The organism is Brevundimonas sp. NPDC092305, assembly GCF_044755415.1.
GTDB lineage: Bacteria > Pseudomonadota > Alphaproteobacteria > Caulobacterales > Caulobacteraceae > Brevundimonas.
The window spans coordinates 1,214,218-1,227,849 of sequence record NZ_JBIVQY010000001.1; the positions used below are offsets into that span (position 1 = coordinate 1,214,218).

Annotated in this window: 16 protein-coding genes; 8 read left to right on the plus strand and 8 right to left on the minus strand. The window is 66.1% G+C overall.

What is annotated here, in order from left to right; genetic code table 11:
- Positions 1–14: 14 nt before the first annotated feature.
- Positions 15–605 carry an SOS response-associated peptidase family protein gene (locus tag ACIQC9_RS06040; protein ID WP_400613449.1) on the plus strand — a complete coding sequence of 197 codons (591 nt, stop codon included), beginning with the start codon at positions 15–17 and terminating at the stop codon, positions 603–605.
- Positions 606–667: 62 nt separating this feature from the next.
- A complete protein-coding gene (locus ACIQC9_RS06045) occupies positions 668–1,132 on the plus strand; it encodes a peptidylprolyl isomerase (protein WP_400613451.1) in 465 nt (154 codons plus the stop codon).
- A 35-nt stretch (positions 1,133–1,167) separates the two neighbouring features.
- Here ACIQC9_RS06045 and rnd read toward each other — a convergent pair whose 3' ends face one another.
- Positions 1,168–2,316, minus strand: coding sequence for a ribonuclease D (rnd, locus tag ACIQC9_RS06050; protein WP_400613453.1), 1,149 nt, complete (start codon positions 2,314–2,316; stop codon positions 1,168–1,170).
- Between the two features lie 81 nt (positions 2,317–2,397).
- Here rnd and purM point away from each other — a divergent pair, with 81 nt between their 5' ends.
- From purM to ACIQC9_RS06070, 4 genes are all read left to right on the plus strand, one after another.
- Positions 2,398–3,435, plus strand: coding sequence for a phosphoribosylformylglycinamidine cyclo-ligase (gene purM / locus ACIQC9_RS06055; protein WP_400613455.1), 1,038 nt, complete (start codon positions 2,398–2,400; stop codon positions 3,433–3,435).
- Positions 3,436–3,500: 65 nt separating this feature from the next.
- A complete protein-coding gene (locus tag ACIQC9_RS06060; RefSeq protein WP_400613457.1) occupies positions 3,501–4,880 on the plus strand; it encodes a M28 family metallopeptidase in 1,380 nt (459 codons plus the stop codon).
- The gene (purN, locus tag ACIQC9_RS06065) at positions 4,877–5,473 is read left to right on the plus strand and encodes a phosphoribosylglycinamide formyltransferase (RefSeq protein WP_400613460.1); all 597 of its coding nucleotides are present in this window, start codon (positions 4,877–4,879) and stop codon (positions 5,471–5,473) included. Before ACIQC9_RS06060 ends, purN begins: the two co-directional genes overlap by 4 nt.
- A gap of 82 nt (positions 5,474–5,555) precedes the next feature.
- Entirely contained in the window at positions 5,556–7,616 is a 2,061-nt protein-coding gene (locus ACIQC9_RS06070) for a M13 family metallopeptidase (protein WP_400613462.1), read from the plus strand.
- Between the two features lie 68 nt (positions 7,617–7,684).
- Here ACIQC9_RS06070 and ACIQC9_RS06075 read toward each other — a convergent pair whose 3' ends face one another.
- Together ACIQC9_RS06075 and ndk are read right to left on the minus strand one after the other, a co-directional pair.
- Complete coding sequence (locus ACIQC9_RS06075; protein ID WP_400613464.1) at positions 7,685–7,894, minus strand: glycine zipper 2TM domain-containing protein; 210 nt, start codon at positions 7,892–7,894, stop codon at positions 7,685–7,687.
- Between the two features lie 105 nt (positions 7,895–7,999).
- Positions 8,000–8,419, minus strand: coding sequence for a nucleoside-diphosphate kinase (gene ndk / locus ACIQC9_RS06080; protein ID WP_400613466.1), 420 nt, complete (start codon positions 8,417–8,419; stop codon positions 8,000–8,002).
- 81 nt (positions 8,420–8,500) lie between these two features.
- Here ndk and ACIQC9_RS06085 point away from each other — a divergent pair, with 81 nt between their 5' ends.
- Positions 8,501–10,387, plus strand: a complete 1,887-nt coding sequence (locus ACIQC9_RS06085; protein WP_400613468.1) for an ABC-F family ATP-binding cassette domain-containing protein — start codon at positions 8,501–8,503, stop codon at positions 10,385–10,387.
- Positions 10,384–10,641: a DUF2164 domain-containing protein gene (locus ACIQC9_RS06090; protein WP_400613470.1), complete on the plus strand. Its 258-nt coding sequence runs from the start codon at positions 10,384–10,386 to the stop codon at positions 10,639–10,641. The genes ACIQC9_RS06085 and ACIQC9_RS06090 overlap by 4 nt, the downstream gene beginning before the upstream one ends.
- Here the strand turns inward: ACIQC9_RS06090 and ACIQC9_RS06095 are convergent, their stop codons facing one another.
- The 5 genes from ACIQC9_RS06095 to ACIQC9_RS06115 form a co-directional block, all read right to left on the minus strand.
- A complete protein-coding gene (locus tag ACIQC9_RS06095) occupies positions 10,642–10,929 on the minus strand; it encodes a hemolysin (protein ID WP_400613472.1) in 288 nt (95 codons plus the stop codon).
- Positions 10,926–11,219, minus strand: a complete 294-nt coding sequence (locus tag ACIQC9_RS06100; protein ID WP_400613473.1) for an I78 family peptidase inhibitor — start codon at positions 11,217–11,219, stop codon at positions 10,926–10,928. The genes ACIQC9_RS06095 and ACIQC9_RS06100 overlap by 4 nt, the downstream gene beginning before the upstream one ends.
- Positions 11,220–11,241: 22 nt before the next feature.
- A complete protein-coding gene (locus ACIQC9_RS06105) occupies positions 11,242–11,412 on the minus strand; it encodes a hypothetical protein (protein WP_400613475.1) in 171 nt (56 codons plus the stop codon).
- Positions 11,413–11,567: 155 nt separating this feature from the next.
- Positions 11,568–12,029 (minus strand): DNA polymerase III subunit chi, encoded by a 462-nt coding sequence (locus ACIQC9_RS06110; protein ID WP_400613477.1) that lies wholly within the window; start codon positions 12,027–12,029, stop codon positions 11,568–11,570.
- The gene (locus ACIQC9_RS06115; RefSeq protein WP_400613479.1) at positions 12,029–13,504 is read right to left on the minus strand and encodes a leucyl aminopeptidase; all 1,476 of its coding nucleotides are present in this window, start codon (positions 13,502–13,504) and stop codon (positions 12,029–12,031) included. The genes ACIQC9_RS06110 and ACIQC9_RS06115 overlap by 1 nt, the downstream gene beginning before the upstream one ends.
- Positions 13,505–13,632: the final 128 nt, after the last annotated feature.

The following is a 13,632-nucleotide window of genomic DNA, read 5'->3' on the forward strand; positions in this document are numbered from 1 at the left end:
GCTGTGATGGCTGCATGTGCAGCCAGTACCAAATCAAACTGCCTCTCCATGTGGTCGAACAATCGTTCAGCCACACCCGCTTTCGGCTGCGTTTTCCTGAGGGCAGACCCAATTTCGAACCGCGCGACCAGGTAACGATCGGAGACGCTGCGCCCCTGATCCTGTCGGGTGACGCGGGGCCCGAGCTGCGCACCCTTCCCTTCTCCTGGAAGGGCCCGGGCGGGAGGCCGGTCTTCAACTTCCGCTCGGACCAGCGAAGCTTCACAGATTCCCGCCGTTGCCTGGTCCCGGCATCCGCCTTCTATGAGTTCACCGATCCCCAGCCGGGCCAGAGACGGAAGACAAAATGGGAGTTCACCCTGACGGATGCGTCATGGTTCTGGCTTGCAGGAATCGTCCGTGACGGCGGGTTTGCCCTTCTGACGACCGGCCCGGGACCCGACATCGAGCCCTATCACAACCGGCAGGTCGTTCTCTTGAGACCCGAGGCGGGTTCGGATTGGCTGGACCTCAGCCAGCCGGAGAGCGACCTCCTTGGACCGCTGCCGGCAGGGAGCCTCAACGTCGAACGCGTGTTTCCTCCTGAAGAGCCCGGGCTGCTCTGAAGCTCTTTCACAGCGCCTCTACGGCCTGTAGATGACCCCGGAACATTCGAAAGGAGCCCTCGATGGCCGACCAGACCCTGACTTTCACCCTGGACACCGGCGACGGCGAACAGCGCGACGTGGTGATCAAGCTGCGCCCTGATCTGGCGCCGAACCACGTCAGGCAGATCACCGAACTGGCCAATGAAGGCTTCTACGACGGCGTGGTCTTCCACCGCGTGATCCCGGGCTTCATGGCCCAGGGCGGCGACCCGACCGGCACCGGCACATCTGGTTCGAGCAAGCCGAACATCAAGCAGGAGTTCTCGAGCGAGCCGCACGTGCGCGGTGTCTGCTCCATGGCCCGCACCTCCGACCCGAACAGCGCCAACAGCCAGTTCTTCATCGTCTTCGACGACGCCAGCTTCCTCGACCGCCAGTACACGGTCTGGGGTCAGGTGATCGAAGGCATGGAGCACGTTGACGCCCTTCCAAAGGGCGAGCCGCCCCGTTCGCCGGGCAAGATCGTCAAGGCGACCGTCGCCTGACAGCAAAAGGGCCGCTCGATCGAGCGGCCCTTTTTCTATTCGATCTCGACGACCTCGACGCGGGGTCCGTTAAGGACCAGCGCGATCTCGCCGCGCTTGAGCTTGAGCGCGTCCTCGCCGAACAGCTGACGACGCCAGCCGTGCAACGCCTCGACGTCGGCGTCGTCGCTGAGGGCGATCTTTTCCAGATCGGCGACATTGGCGATGAGCTTGGTGGCCACGCCCGCGTTGTCGCTCTTCGCCTTCAGCAGGACCTTCAGCAGCTCGACCACCGATGGCGGCGCGGGCTGATTGTGCGACGGCCGCTCCAGCTTGGGCGCATGCGCCTCCGGATCGGCCAGCACGCGTTTCAGCTCTTCGGTCAGCTCCAGACCCAGCCGTGAGGCGCCGAAGCCCTTGGGCACTGAGCGTAGACGGTTGAAGGCGTCGGAATCGGTCGGGGCCTGGGTCGCGATCTCGTCGATTGCCTCGTCCTTCAGAATGCGGCCGCGTGGCTGGTCTCGTTCCTGCGCAGCGCGCTCACGCCAGACCGCCGTGGCCTTGAAGGCAGCCAGATATTTGGCCGCATACTTCTTCGGCTTCAGACGCTTCCACGCGTTTTCGGGATTGGTGTCGTAAATCGCGGGATCGGTCAGATCCTCCATCTCGGCCATGACCCAATCGAGACGGCCGTCCTTCTGCAGACGGTCGCGGAGCTTGGGATAGAGGGCGGCCAGATGGGTTACGTCGCCAAGGGCGTAGATCAGCTGCGCGTCCGAGAGGGGACGGCGGGCCCAGTCTGTGAAACGGCTGCCCTTGTCGACTTCCTGGCGCAGCATCTGACGGACCAGCGCCTCATAGGAGACCTGATCGCCAAAGCCGGCGGCCATGGCGGCGACCTGTGTGTCGAACATCGGCTTGGGCATCGCGCCCAGCTTCACGAAGATTTCGACGTCCTGACGGGCGGCGTGAAAAACCTTGAGGATCGATTCGTCGCGCATGAGGTCGAGGAACGGCTCGAGATCGAGACCCTCGGCCAGTGGATCGATGATCGCCGCATCCGTGGGCGACGCGGCCTGGATCAGGCACAGCTTCGGCCAGTACGTCGTCTCCCGCATGAATTCGGTATCGACGGTGATGAAGGGCTGGTTTTTCAGGCCGTCGCAGAACGCGCGCAGCGCCTCGGTGGTGGTGATCGGCGTCATTGGAATGCTATAGCCCCGCGCGACGGCGTCGTGGCAAGAGCGAGCGACGTATTTCCGCCCACTGATTCAGGCCCGTGACCGATGAGCGACACCCCCGACAGGCTGCAAAACGGTCTGACCTATGCGGATGCGGGCGTGGATATCGACGCCGGGGACAGCCTGATCGAGCATATCAAGCCGTTGGCCAAGTCCACGGCGCGCCCCGGTTCGGAGCCGTCGCTGGGCGGGTTCGGGGCCCTTTTCGATCTGAAGGCGGCGGGCTTTGAAGATCCGCTGATCGTCACCACGACGGACGGCGTGGGCACCAAGCTGAAGATCGCGATCGAGACGGGAAGGCATGACGGGGTCGGAATCGACCTGGTCGCCATGTGCGTCAACGATCTGTTGGCGCAGGGCGCCGAGCCCCTGCTGTTCCTCGACTACTACGCCACCGGCAAGCTGGATGTGGACGCGGCCAAGCGCGTGGTCACCGGCATCGCCGACGGTTGCCGTCAGGCGGGCTGTGCGCTCGTGGGCGGCGAGACGGCCGAGATGCCCGGCATGTACGGTGGCGGCGACTACGATCTGGCCGGGTTCAGCCTGGGCGCGCTGGAGCGTGGACAGGCCCTGCCCTATCTCGACCGGCAGGCTGCGGGTGACGTGATCATCGGTCTGGCGTCGTCGGGGCCGCACTCGAACGGCTATTCGCTGATCCGCAAGGTCGTCGAAAAGTCGGGGCTGGCTTGGGGTGACGACGCCCCGTTCGCCAAGGACCGGACACTGGCGCAGGCGCTGATGGAGCCGACGCGCATCTACATCAAGACCGTCCTGCCGGTGATGAAGGCCGGACTGGTCAAGGGCGCGGCCCACATCACGGGCGGCGGCCTGATCGAGAACCCGCCGCGCTGCATCGCCGAGGGGCTGAAGGCGACGTTCGACTGGGACGCCTGGCCGATGCCGGCGGTGTTCCAGTGGCTGGCCGAGACGGGCGGCATCTCCGATCATGAGATGCGCCGGACGTTTAACTGCGGCGTGGGCTTCATGCTGGTGGTCGCGCCGGAGAACGCCGAGCCGGTGCTTGAAGCCCTGCTGAACGCGGGCGAGGTCGCCTTCATCTGCGGACAGCTGGAAGCCGTCTGACCGCGCATTGACCGGGGCCGTCACGGTCTGCAAGGTCCGGCCGCTTTCGTCGAACGAGGTCGTCCATGCGAATCCTTGCCAGCGCCGCCGCCCTGATGCTCGCCGCCGCGCCGGCGATGGCCCAGACACCGGCTGCGACCGAACAGCCACTGCTGCATCAGCTGGCGTCCGACGTCCGGCCGGAGCGGATGCGCGCCGACATCGAGAGCATGGTCAGCTTTGGCACTCGCCACACCCTGTCGGATCAGGTCTCCGAGACCCGCGGCATCGGTGCGGCGCGCCGCTGGGCCGAGCGGGAGTTCCGCCAGATCGGAGCGGGCTGTGGCGGCTGTCTCGAAATCGCCCTGCCTGAGGATACGGTGACGGGCAACCGGGTGCCGACGCCGACGCGGGTCGTGAACGTGCTGGCGATCCAGCGCGGGACCGGCGATCCCAACCGCGTCATCATCATTTCCGGCCACATCGACAGCCGCGTCACCGACGTCATGGACTTCACGGCCGACGCGCCGGGCGCCAACGACGATGCTTCCGGTGTTGCGGCGGTGCTGGAAGCCGCACGGGTGCTGTCCAAGCACCGTTTCGACGCCACTCTGGTCTACGCCGCCCTGTCGGGCGAGGAGCAGGGTCTGCTGGGCGGCAAGATACTGGCCGATTATGCCAAGACGCAGGGCTGGGTGGTAGAGGCCAATCTGAACAACGACATCGTCGGCAACTCAGAGGGCCAGTCCGGCGTGCGCGACACCACCCGGGTGCGGGTCTTCTCGGAAGGCACCAAGACGGTCGAGACGGCGGCCCAGGCCGAGCGCCGTCGCTACAACGGGGGCGAGGTCGACTCCTCGTCCCGTAATCTGGCGCGCTTCGTCGACGGACTGGCTGAGCGCTATCTGGCGAACTTCGATGTCGAGATGATCTACCGCACCGATCGCTATGGCCGGGGCGGCGATCAGGTCGAGATGCTGCGCGCGGGCTTCCCGGCCGTGCGCATCTCGGAGGGCGCAGAAAACTACGACCGTCAGCATCAGGATCTGCGGACCGAAAACGGCGTCCACTATGGCGACACCGTCGACGGTGTGGACTTCGACTATCTTGGACAGGTGGCCCGGCTGAACATCGTCTCGATGGCGGCCCTGGCCAGCGCGCCCATGGCCCCCGCGGGCGTGACCATCGAGGGCGCGGTCAAGCCGGACACCACGGTCAAGTGGCAGGCTGTGCCGGGTGCGGCGGGCTATCGCGTGTGGTGGCGCTCGACGACCGATCCGCAATGGCGCTTCAGCCGCAACGCAGGTGCAGACGACACCCAGATGGTTCTGCCCGGCATTGTCATCGACGACTACTTCTTCGGCGTGTCCGCCATCTCGGATGACGGCTACGAGAGCCCGGTGGTCTTCCCCGGCGCGCCGGGCGCCTTCGTCTCGGTCGGTGATCCGGCCCCGCCCGCGCGGTGAGCCCCTCCCCGCGTTCCCCCGTTCGCGTCGCGGTCCTGATCTCCGGCGCGGGATCGAACATGGCCGCACTGATCGACGCCGCGCGTGCGCCGGGTGCGCCGTTCGAGATCGCGCTCGTGCTGTCGAACAAGCCGGACGCGGGAGGTCTGGCGGTCGCCGAGGCCAAGGGCGTCGCGACCGTCGCCATGGACCATCGCCCTTTCGACAAGGATCGGGAGGCGCACGAGCGCGCCGTTCACGCCGAGCTGGAACGGCATGGCGTGGAGGTGGTCGCTCTGGCCGGATATATGCGCCTGCTGACGCCGTGGCTGGTCGGACGATGGGCCGGGCGGATGCTGAACATCCATCCCAGCCTGCTGCCGAAGTATCCCGGCCTTGATACGCACGCTCGCGCACTTGAAGCGGGCGACGCCGAAGCGGGCTGCACCGTCCATCTGGTCACCGAAGGCGTGGACGAAGGGCCGATACTGGCGCAGGCGAGCGTACCGATCGTCGCTGGAGACACACCGCCCGGTCTGGCGCAGCGCGTGCTCGAAGCGGAGCACCGGCTCTACCCCCACGCCCTCTCCGCGTTTTGCCGAACGCTGGATTAGAAATCTGTAATCTGCACAAATTGTCGCAGACACGAGCCCCGCCCTGAGTCACACCTTCCGGCGACTTCATCAGGGTTCCATCATGCTCAAGCTTCGTCTTCTCACCTGCGCCGCCGTCGGCGTGCTGGCGCTGTGCGCCTCAACGGCCACTGCCCAGACGCCGCCGATCGTCGAAATCCCCGCCACCGATCAGGCCGAGATCGGTGAGTTCGGCTTCGATCAGGCCGGCATGGACACGGCCGTCGCGCCGGGCGCGGACTTCAACCGCTACGCCAACGGCACCTATCTGCGGAACTCGCCGATCCCGGCGGACAAGGTCTCGTTCGGCGTGTTCGACATGCTGTACGACCGCTCGCAGGACAATCTGAAGACCCTGATCGAGGAAAGCGCCGCCAACCCGACGACCAGCCCAGACGCGGGCCGCATCGGCGCCTTCTACAAGAGCTTCATGGACGAGGCCGCTATCGAGCGCCTGGGCGCCAGTCCGCTGCAGGCCGATCTGGCCGAGGTTCGTGCGGCGAACACCCATGCGAAGATGGCCGAGCTGATGGGCAAAACCCAGGCCGGCTTCGGCGGCAGCCTGTTCGGCCTGCAGATCTTCGAGGACCTTAAGACGCCCGACAAATACAGCGCCTACATCGCCCAGGGCGGCATCGGTCTGCCGGACCGGGACTATTATCTGGAAGCGAGCTTCGCGACGCAGAAGGCCGCCTATCAGGCCTACGTCGCCGAAGCCCTGACGCTGGCGGGCTGGCCCGAGCCCGAGAAGTCCGCCGCTGACATCGTCGCCTTTGAGACCCGGATCGCCGAGCAGCACTGGACGCAGGTCCAGAGCCGCCAGATCGACAAGATGTACAACCCGACCACGGTTGCGGACCTGACCACCTCGGCGCCCGGCTTCGACTGGACGGCATGGGCTCGGGGCGCGGGCGTGGAGGCTGCGCCGACCCTGATCGCGATGAACGACACCGCCTTCCCGGGCATGGCGCGCATCTATGGCGAGACGCCGATCGAAACGCTGCAGGCGTGGCAGGCCTTCCAGATCGTGGATCAGGCCTCGCCCTATCTGTCCAAGGCCTTCGTCGACGCCCGTTTCAACTTCCGGGGCAAGGTGCTGAGCGGTCAGCCGGAGAACCGGCCGCGCTGGAAGCGGGGCGTGACGCTGGTCGACGGTTCGCTGGGCGAGTCTCTGGGCAAGGAATACGTCGCTCGCCACTTCCCCGCAGAGTCCAAGGCCCAGATGGAAGATCTGGTCGCCAACCTGCGCCGGGCCATGACCGCCCGCATCGAGCGGCTGGACTGGATGAGCCCCGAGACCCGCCAGCAGGCGCTCTACAAGATGAGCCGCTTCGGCGTGAAGATCGGCTATCCGGAAGAGTGGCGCAGCTATGACGGCCTGCGGCTGGTGGACGGCGACCTGTACGGCAACGTCGAGCGATCATCTGCGTTCGAGTGGGCCTATAACGTCGGCAAGCTGAGCCGGCCGGTCGACCCGCTGGAGTGGGGCATGACCCCGCAGACGGTGAACGCCTACTACAATCCGCCGCGCAACGAGATCGTCTTCCCGGCCGCCATCCTGCAGGCGCCGTTCTTTGACCCGCATGCCGATCCGGCCATCAACTATGGCGCCATCGGCGGAGTGATCGGCCACGAGATCACGCACGGCTTCGACGATCAGGGCCGCAAGGTTGACGGCGACGGCGTGCTGCGAGACTGGTGGACCGCCGAGGACGCCGCCCGCTTCGAAGCGCGGGCCAAGGTGTTGGGCGACCAGTATTCGGCGCTGTCGCCGCTGGAAAACGCGAACGTCAACGGCGACCTGACGATGGGCGAGAACATCGCCGATCTGGGTGGCCTGCTGCTGGCGCTGGACGCCTATCATATGTCGCTGAACGGCCAGCCGGCCCCGGTGCTGAACGGCCTGACCGGCGATCAACGTGTGTTCCTGGGCTGGGCGCAGGTCTGGCGTCAGAACATCCGCGACGAGGCCCTGCGCCAGCAGGTGACGGTCGATCCCCACTCCCCCGCGCAGTATCGCGCCGCAGTGCCGGTGCGGAACATCGACGCCTGGTATGCGGCGTTCGGCGTCAAGCCGGGCGACGAGCAGTATCTGGCTCCCGAGGCCCGCGCTCGCATCTGGTAACGCAGAGGTCCAGACATGACGACGGCCCCGGAGCGAACTCCGGGGCCGTTTTCATTTGTCAGCAGGATTTAGCGCGGTCGGCGTGGGGTGGTCGCTGCGCCGGCGACGGCGCCGACAGCAGCGCCCGCCACGGTCGAACCGGTGTTGCCGCCGACGGCCTGACCGACGACGGCGCCGCCGATTGCGCCGGTCGCGGCGCGTTGTTCCATGGTCGAGCCACAGGCGGCCAGCAGCGTCAGGACTACGGCGGCGGGGGCGAACTTCAGCATCGTTTTCATTTTTAAGCTCCGGGGGAGAAAGACGCACCGGAAACGGAAACGGCCCGCGTCCGGTTCCGGACGCAGGCCGCTTTTATGGTCAAGCCTCTGAAAAGAGGCCGGTCGTCAGCCGACGATCTGGTCGTCCGTGAAGAACTGGGCGATTTCGATGCCCGCGTTCTCGATCGAGTCCGAACCGTGGACCGAGTTTTCACCGATCGACAGGGCGAACTGCTTGCGGATCGTGCCCTCGGCGGCCTGTTCCGGGTTGGTGGCGCCCATGACTTCGCGATAGGCGGCGACGGCGTTGGGGCCTTCCAGCACCTGAACGACGACCGGCTCTGCGGTCATCTGGCCGACCAGCTCGCCGTAGAACGGACGTTCGGCGTGAACTTCATAGAATTTCTTGGCTTGCGCGTCGGTCAGCTTCACGCGGCGCTGAGCCACGATGCGCAGGCCAGCGCCCTCGATCACGGCGTTGATGGCGCCGGTCAGGTTGCGACGGGTCGCGTCCGGCTTGATGATCGAGAAGGTGCGTTCGGTCATGGGATGACTTCTGGTTTGGGAGATTGAAGGTCGCGGGCTTATAGACGCGCCCTCCCCGCCTTCCAAGCCTCGTAAGTTCTTATGCTCCAGATCAACCGCCTGACCCTGAACGCATGGGGCCGATCGTTCCTCGACGACGCCTCCGTCAGCCTGCCTCCCGGCGCCAAGGTCGGACTGGTGGGCCGCAACGGCATCGGGAAGTCGACCCTGTTCAAGGTCATCCTCGGCGAACTGGTCGCCGGGGGCGACGAGGTGTCGCTGCCGAAAACCGCCCGTATCGGCTCGGTGGATCAGGAACACCCGGCCACGCCGGTCAGCGTGCTGGACACCATTCTGGAAGCCGACACCGAACGCCACGACCTGTTGACCCGGCTGGAAACCGCCGAGCCGGAGGAGATGGGCGAGATCTGGGGCCGTCTGATCGAGATCGACGCCGACGCCGCGCCGGCCCGCGCCTCTGAGATCCTCGTCGGCCTCGGCTTCAGCCAGGAAGACATCCAGCGCCCGATGTCGCATTTCTCCGGCGGCTGGCGGATGCGGGTGGCCCTGGCGGCGGCGCTGTTCGCCGAGCCGGACATGCTGCTGCTCGACGAACCGACGAACTATCTAGATCTGGAAGGCGCGCTGTGGCTTGAGGCGCGGCTGAAGAAATATCCGGCGACGGCCCTGATCATCTCGCACGACCGCGAAATGCTGAACGAGGTCTGCACCCACATCCTGCACCTGTCGAACCGCAAGCTGGACCTCTACACGGGCAACTACGACACGTTCGAAAAGACCCGAGCTGAGAAGCTGCGCCTGATGAGCGCAACGCAGGCCAAGCAGGAGGTGGAGCGCGCGCACCTGCAGAAGTTCATCGACCGCTTCAAAGCCAAGGCGTCCAAGGCCACTCAGGCCCAGAGCCGGGTCAAGAAGCTGGAGAAGATGGAGCGGATCGAACTGCCACCAGAGGAGCGTGTCGCGCCCTTCGTCCTGCCCTCGCCCGAACGCCCCCTGCCCCCGCCCCTGATCCGGCTGGAGCGAGCCAATGTCGGCTATGAGCCCGGCAAGCCGATCCTGAAGAACCTGAACCTGCGCATGGATCTGGATGACCGCATCGGCCTTCTGGGCGTCAACGGGGCGGGCAAGTCGACGTTCGCCAAGTTGATCGCCAAGGCCCTGACCGTCGAGACCGGCGAATTCCACCGCGACGGCAAGATGCGGGTGGGCTGGTTCCACCAGCATCAGATCGAGGCGATGGACCCGACCGACACGCCGTTGGAGATCATCCGCCGGGCGATGCCGGAAGCGTCCGAGAGCAGCCGCCGCAGCCGCCTCGCCCAGTTCGGCCTGCCCTTCCAGAAGCAGGAGACCACCGTCGCCAGTCTGTCGGGCGGAGAGCGCGCGCGCCTGCTGCTGAATCTGGTGGCGATGGATTCGCCGCACATCCTGATCCTCGACGAACCGACGAACCACCTGGACATCGACAGCCGTCGGGCCCTGCTGGATGCGCTGAACGAGTACACGGGCGCCGTTATTCTGATCACCCACGACCGGTCGCTGATGGAACTGGTCGCCGACCGGCTGTGGCTGGCCGCCGACGGTACGGTGAAGCCGTTCGAGGGCGACATGGACGACTATGCGAAGTTCGTTCTGGATCGCGCCAAACAGGCCGGTATGAAGCCCTCGCAGGTAAAGCATGACCCGGAGCCCGCCGCAGCGCCTGCTCCAGCGACGAAAAAAGCCGAACCGAAGAAGGGCGGCCCATCCCCCTCGACGCTGCGCCACGCGGTGAAGAAGGCCGAGGAGCGGATGGCGCAGCTGACCGGCGAGCTCGCGCGAATCGACGACGATCTGGCCAACGCCGCCGTCAGCGAACCGAAAAAACTGGAAGGCCTGACCCGCGCGCGGGCGAAGACCCAGGCCGATCTCGACGCCGCCGAGACAGCATGGGTTGAAGCCGAAGAAGCCCTGGCGGAGGTCGCATGAACAAGCCCGCCGTGGAACTGTCCCGTGAAGCCCGGCAGGCCGCCGCCGCCCGACTTCGCGCCGTTCTGGCGGAGGAACTGGACGTTGAGATCGGCGGCCTGCAGGCTGAGATGCTGCTGGACCGTCTGGCCGCCGATCTCGGTCCGGTATTTTACAACCGCGCACTTACGGACGCCCGCGCGATCGTCGCCGCGCGTGCTGAAGACCTTGATGAGGCGCTCTACGGGCTGGAGCGCCTCAGCGACCTTCGCTGATCAGCCGCAGTCGACGGTGCGGATGATGCCCGTCGCCTGGTCGAAACGGACGTTCATCCGGTCCGGCCGCAGGTCCTTGGTCGTCGGACAGGTGGTGCAGACCACGCGCACATTGGCGTCCGCCGGGAAGCTGACCGCGGCGACATTGGTCCCAACCAGTGATTGATTGTCAGCAGCCGGACACCGCACGGGACCATCCTCGCCCGGAGCAGCCGCCGTCGGCGCGCAGGCCGTCAGGGCCAGAACCGAAAGCGCGGCGGCGGAGAACGCAATACTGGACAGTCTCATCCGCAACGCACCTGCTCGATGATGTTGGTTTGCTGATTATAGAGGACGTTCATCCGCTCGGGATTGAAGTCCATAGTCATCGGGCAGGTCGTGCAGGTCACGCGCCACGTGGCGCCAGTCGGAGCGGCGGGCAGCTCGGAGCGGTTGCGCCCGACGAACCGCTGGTACTGGTCGGCCTTGCACTGCGAGGCCCCCTCTTCCGGCGGCGGCGTGGCTCCGCCTGTATCGTCCATGGGCGCGCAGGCGGCCATCAGGCCGGCGGCGGTCAGGGCAAGAGCTAGCGTCTTCATCGGCGTCGTCTCCCTTAAAGGCTTAGCCGCACCGGACCTGTTCGATGATCTCGGTCCGGGCGTTGAAGAAGATGTTCAGGCGATAGGGCGAATAGTCCTCGGTCACCGGGCAGGTTGTGCACGTGACGCGACGGTTCACAACATCGACGGGCACCGGGATGTCGGATTTCGGCTTGCCCACCAGATGTTGCATTTCTCCGGCCCGGCAGAGATCGGCGGTGGGGTTTGACGGGTTGCGGTCGCCGACAGGCCGGCTGATCTGGGCTTCCTCCACCGCGCGCGGCGCCGAGGCGTCGGAGGCCGGGGTCGCCGTCGTCGAGTTGCAGGCCGCCAGCGCCGTCAGCGCGATCAGGCCGCCTTTTCCCAGCGTCCCTCTGGCGACTGTTTCCAGTAGGCGAGGTTGGCGCCGGCATCCTTCAGCGTCTTCCAGCGCACCCGTGCGCCTGTCAGCGAAACCTCGTCGCGACCGTCGAAGATGATGAAGCATCGTTCGATCCCTTTCGTATCGCCAAGCTCTGCGTCGTCCACGATGAACAGCGCCTGAGCGGCGGTCGGGTTCTCCAAACCCTCACTCAGCAGGATCGGTTGCCGACCAGCGTTCGGTTCAGTGTCCCGCCCATGGGCCAGGAAACTGTCGTCCCGATAGGTCCACAGCCGTTCGTCGATGTCATCGAGCTTGTGCGAGGCGGAGGCGCGGACCAAAGCCCGCCACCCCCGCTCACGCGTCTTTTCCAGCAGCCCCGGCAGCACCTGATCCAGCGACGAGCGCTCCAGATGGTAGAACCAGATTTCGGGGCCGTCGGCGGGCATCAGCCTTCGTAGCTGTCAGCCACCATCCGGTCGAGCGTGCGCACGCCCCAGCCCACGGCGCCGTCCGGCACGGTCGGATTGCGGCTGTCCTTGACCCAGGCGGTCGGGGCGATGTCGATGTGCGCCCACGGCACGCCATTGGTGAAGCGCTGGAGGAACAGGGCGGCGGTGATCGAACCGCCGGCGCGGCCGTTGCCGGTGTTCTTCACGTCGGCGATCGGCGTGTCGATGTGGCGCTCGTAGAAGGTCGGGATCGGCATCCGCCAGGCGTTCTCGCCGACCTTGGGACCGGCGGCGAGGAAGTTGTTCGCCAGCTCGTCGGAGTTCGAGAAGACGCCGGCGTATTCCAGACCCAGCGCCACGATCATGGCGCCCGTCAAGGTCGCCAGATCAAGCATGAACTTCGGCTTGAACCGCTCCTGGGTGTACCAGAGGCAGTCCGCCAGAACGAGACGGCCTTCTGCGTCGGTATTGAGCACCTCGACGGTCTGGCCCGACAGGGACACGACCACGTCGCCCGGACGCTGGGCGTTTCCGTCGGGCATGTTCTCGACCAGACCGATGACGCCGACGGCGTTCACCCTCGCCTTGCGGCCGGCCAGAGCGTGCATGAGGCCGACCACGGCGGCCGAACCGCCCATGTCCCACTTCATGTCTTCCATGCCGTCGGCCGGCTTCAGCGAGATGCCGCCCGTGTCGAAGCAGACGCCCTTGCCGACGAAGGCGATCGGCTGGTCGCCCTTGGCGCCGCCGTTCCACTTCATGATCACCACCTGGCTGTCGCGCACGCTGCCCTGACCGACGGCAAGGAGAGTGCGGAAGCCGAGCTTCTCAAGCTCCTTCTCGCCCAGCACCTCCACCTCCAGGCCCAGTTTCTCCAGCGCCTTGACGCGTTTGGCGTATTCCTCGGGGTAGAGGACGTTGGCCGGCTCGGCGACGAGGTCGCGGGAAAATTCGACCGCCTCGGCGACAGCTGCATAGGTCGCATAGGCGGCTTGGGCCGCTTCCGGGTCTGCGGCCGCGATCCGGATGGTCTCGATCGACGGCGTCTTTTCCGGCTTCAGCGTGGTGCGATATTTGAGGAACCGGTAACTGGCCAGACGCGCGGCGAAGGCCGCACGGGCTGTCTGGTCTACGGTGAGGGCCGAGGCGTCGATCGTCAGCGAGGTCGCGCCCGACAGCTTGACCGCGTGATAGGCGGCGCCGGCGGCGGCCTCGAGCGCCAGATCGTCGAACTTGTCCTTCGGTCCCGCGCCGGTCAGCACGATGACGTCTGCATCGACGCCCGCGGGCGCGGCGACCAGCAGGGTGCTGTTCGAACCGCCGGTGAAGCGGCTGTTGGTCATCGCCTTGGTCAGCGCGCCCTGCGTCGCCGTATCCAGTTGGGGGCCCGTACCAGACAGGCTGCGGCCATCGTGCACCAGAACGGCGAGAACATCCGCGGCGGTCGCGGAAGCGACGAACTCAATCTTCATGTACGGCTCCCGCCGGCGAATGGAGGCCGGCGCATTTCATGTTGGTGACAGCGCGCGGTTTCACCGGCGCGATCGGCTGTGTATTAGATGCTCTCACGCGCCGCCGCCTGCAACGGGCGATTTCTGTT

What these genes read in the sequence shown, in the direction of transcription:
- ACIQC9_RS06075 (WP_400613464.1), bottom strand. Translation starts at nt 7,894, where the DNA reads ATGAAAACGATGCTGAAGTTCGCCCCCGCCGCCGTAGTCCTGACGCTG.
- ACIQC9_RS06070 (WP_400613462.1), top strand. Translation starts at nt 5,556, where the DNA reads ATGCTCAAGCTTCGTCTTCTCACCTGCGCCGCCGTCGGCGTGCTGGCG.
- ACIQC9_RS06095 (WP_400613472.1), bottom strand. Translation starts at nt 10,929, where the DNA reads ATGAGACTGTCCAGTATTGCGTTCTCCGCCGCCGCGCTTTCGGTTCTG.
- ACIQC9_RS06085 (WP_400613468.1), top strand. Translation starts at nt 8,501, where the DNA reads ATGCTCCAGATCAACCGCCTGACCCTGAACGCATGGGGCCGATCGTTC.
- purM (WP_400613455.1), top strand. Translation starts at nt 2,398, where the DNA reads ATGAGCGACACCCCCGACAGGCTGCAAAACGGTCTGACCTATGCGGAT.
- ACIQC9_RS06115 (WP_400613479.1), bottom strand. Translation starts at nt 13,504, where the DNA reads ATGAAGATTGAGTTCGTCGCTTCCGCGACCGCCGCGGATGTTCTCGCC.
- ndk (WP_400613466.1), bottom strand. Translation starts at nt 8,419, where the DNA reads ATGACCGAACGCACCTTCTCGATCATCAAGCCGGACGCGACCCGTCGC.
- ACIQC9_RS06110 (WP_400613477.1), bottom strand. Translation starts at nt 12,029, where the DNA reads ATGCCCGCCGACGGCCCCGAAATCTGGTTCTACCATCTGGAGCGCTCG.
- ACIQC9_RS06105 (WP_400613475.1), bottom strand. Translation starts at nt 11,412, where the DNA reads ATGCAACATCTGGTGGGCAAGCCGAAATCCGACATCCCGGTGCCCGTC.
- ACIQC9_RS06045 (WP_400613451.1), top strand. Translation starts at nt 668, where the DNA reads ATGGCCGACCAGACCCTGACTTTCACCCTGGACACCGGCGACGGCGAA.
- ACIQC9_RS06100 (WP_400613473.1), bottom strand. Translation starts at nt 11,219, where the DNA reads ATGAAGACGCTAGCTCTTGCCCTGACCGCCGCCGGCCTGATGGCCGCC.
- ACIQC9_RS06040 (WP_400613449.1), top strand. Translation starts at nt 15, where the DNA reads ATGTGCAGCCAGTACCAAATCAAACTGCCTCTCCATGTGGTCGAACAA.
- ACIQC9_RS06090 (WP_400613470.1), top strand. Translation starts at nt 10,384, where the DNA reads ATGAACAAGCCCGCCGTGGAACTGTCCCGTGAAGCCCGGCAGGCCGCC.
- ACIQC9_RS06060 (WP_400613457.1), top strand. Translation starts at nt 3,501, where the DNA reads ATGCGAATCCTTGCCAGCGCCGCCGCCCTGATGCTCGCCGCCGCGCCG.
- rnd (WP_400613453.1), bottom strand. Translation starts at nt 2,316, where the DNA reads ATGACGCCGATCACCACCACCGAGGCGCTGCGCGCGTTCTGCGACGGC.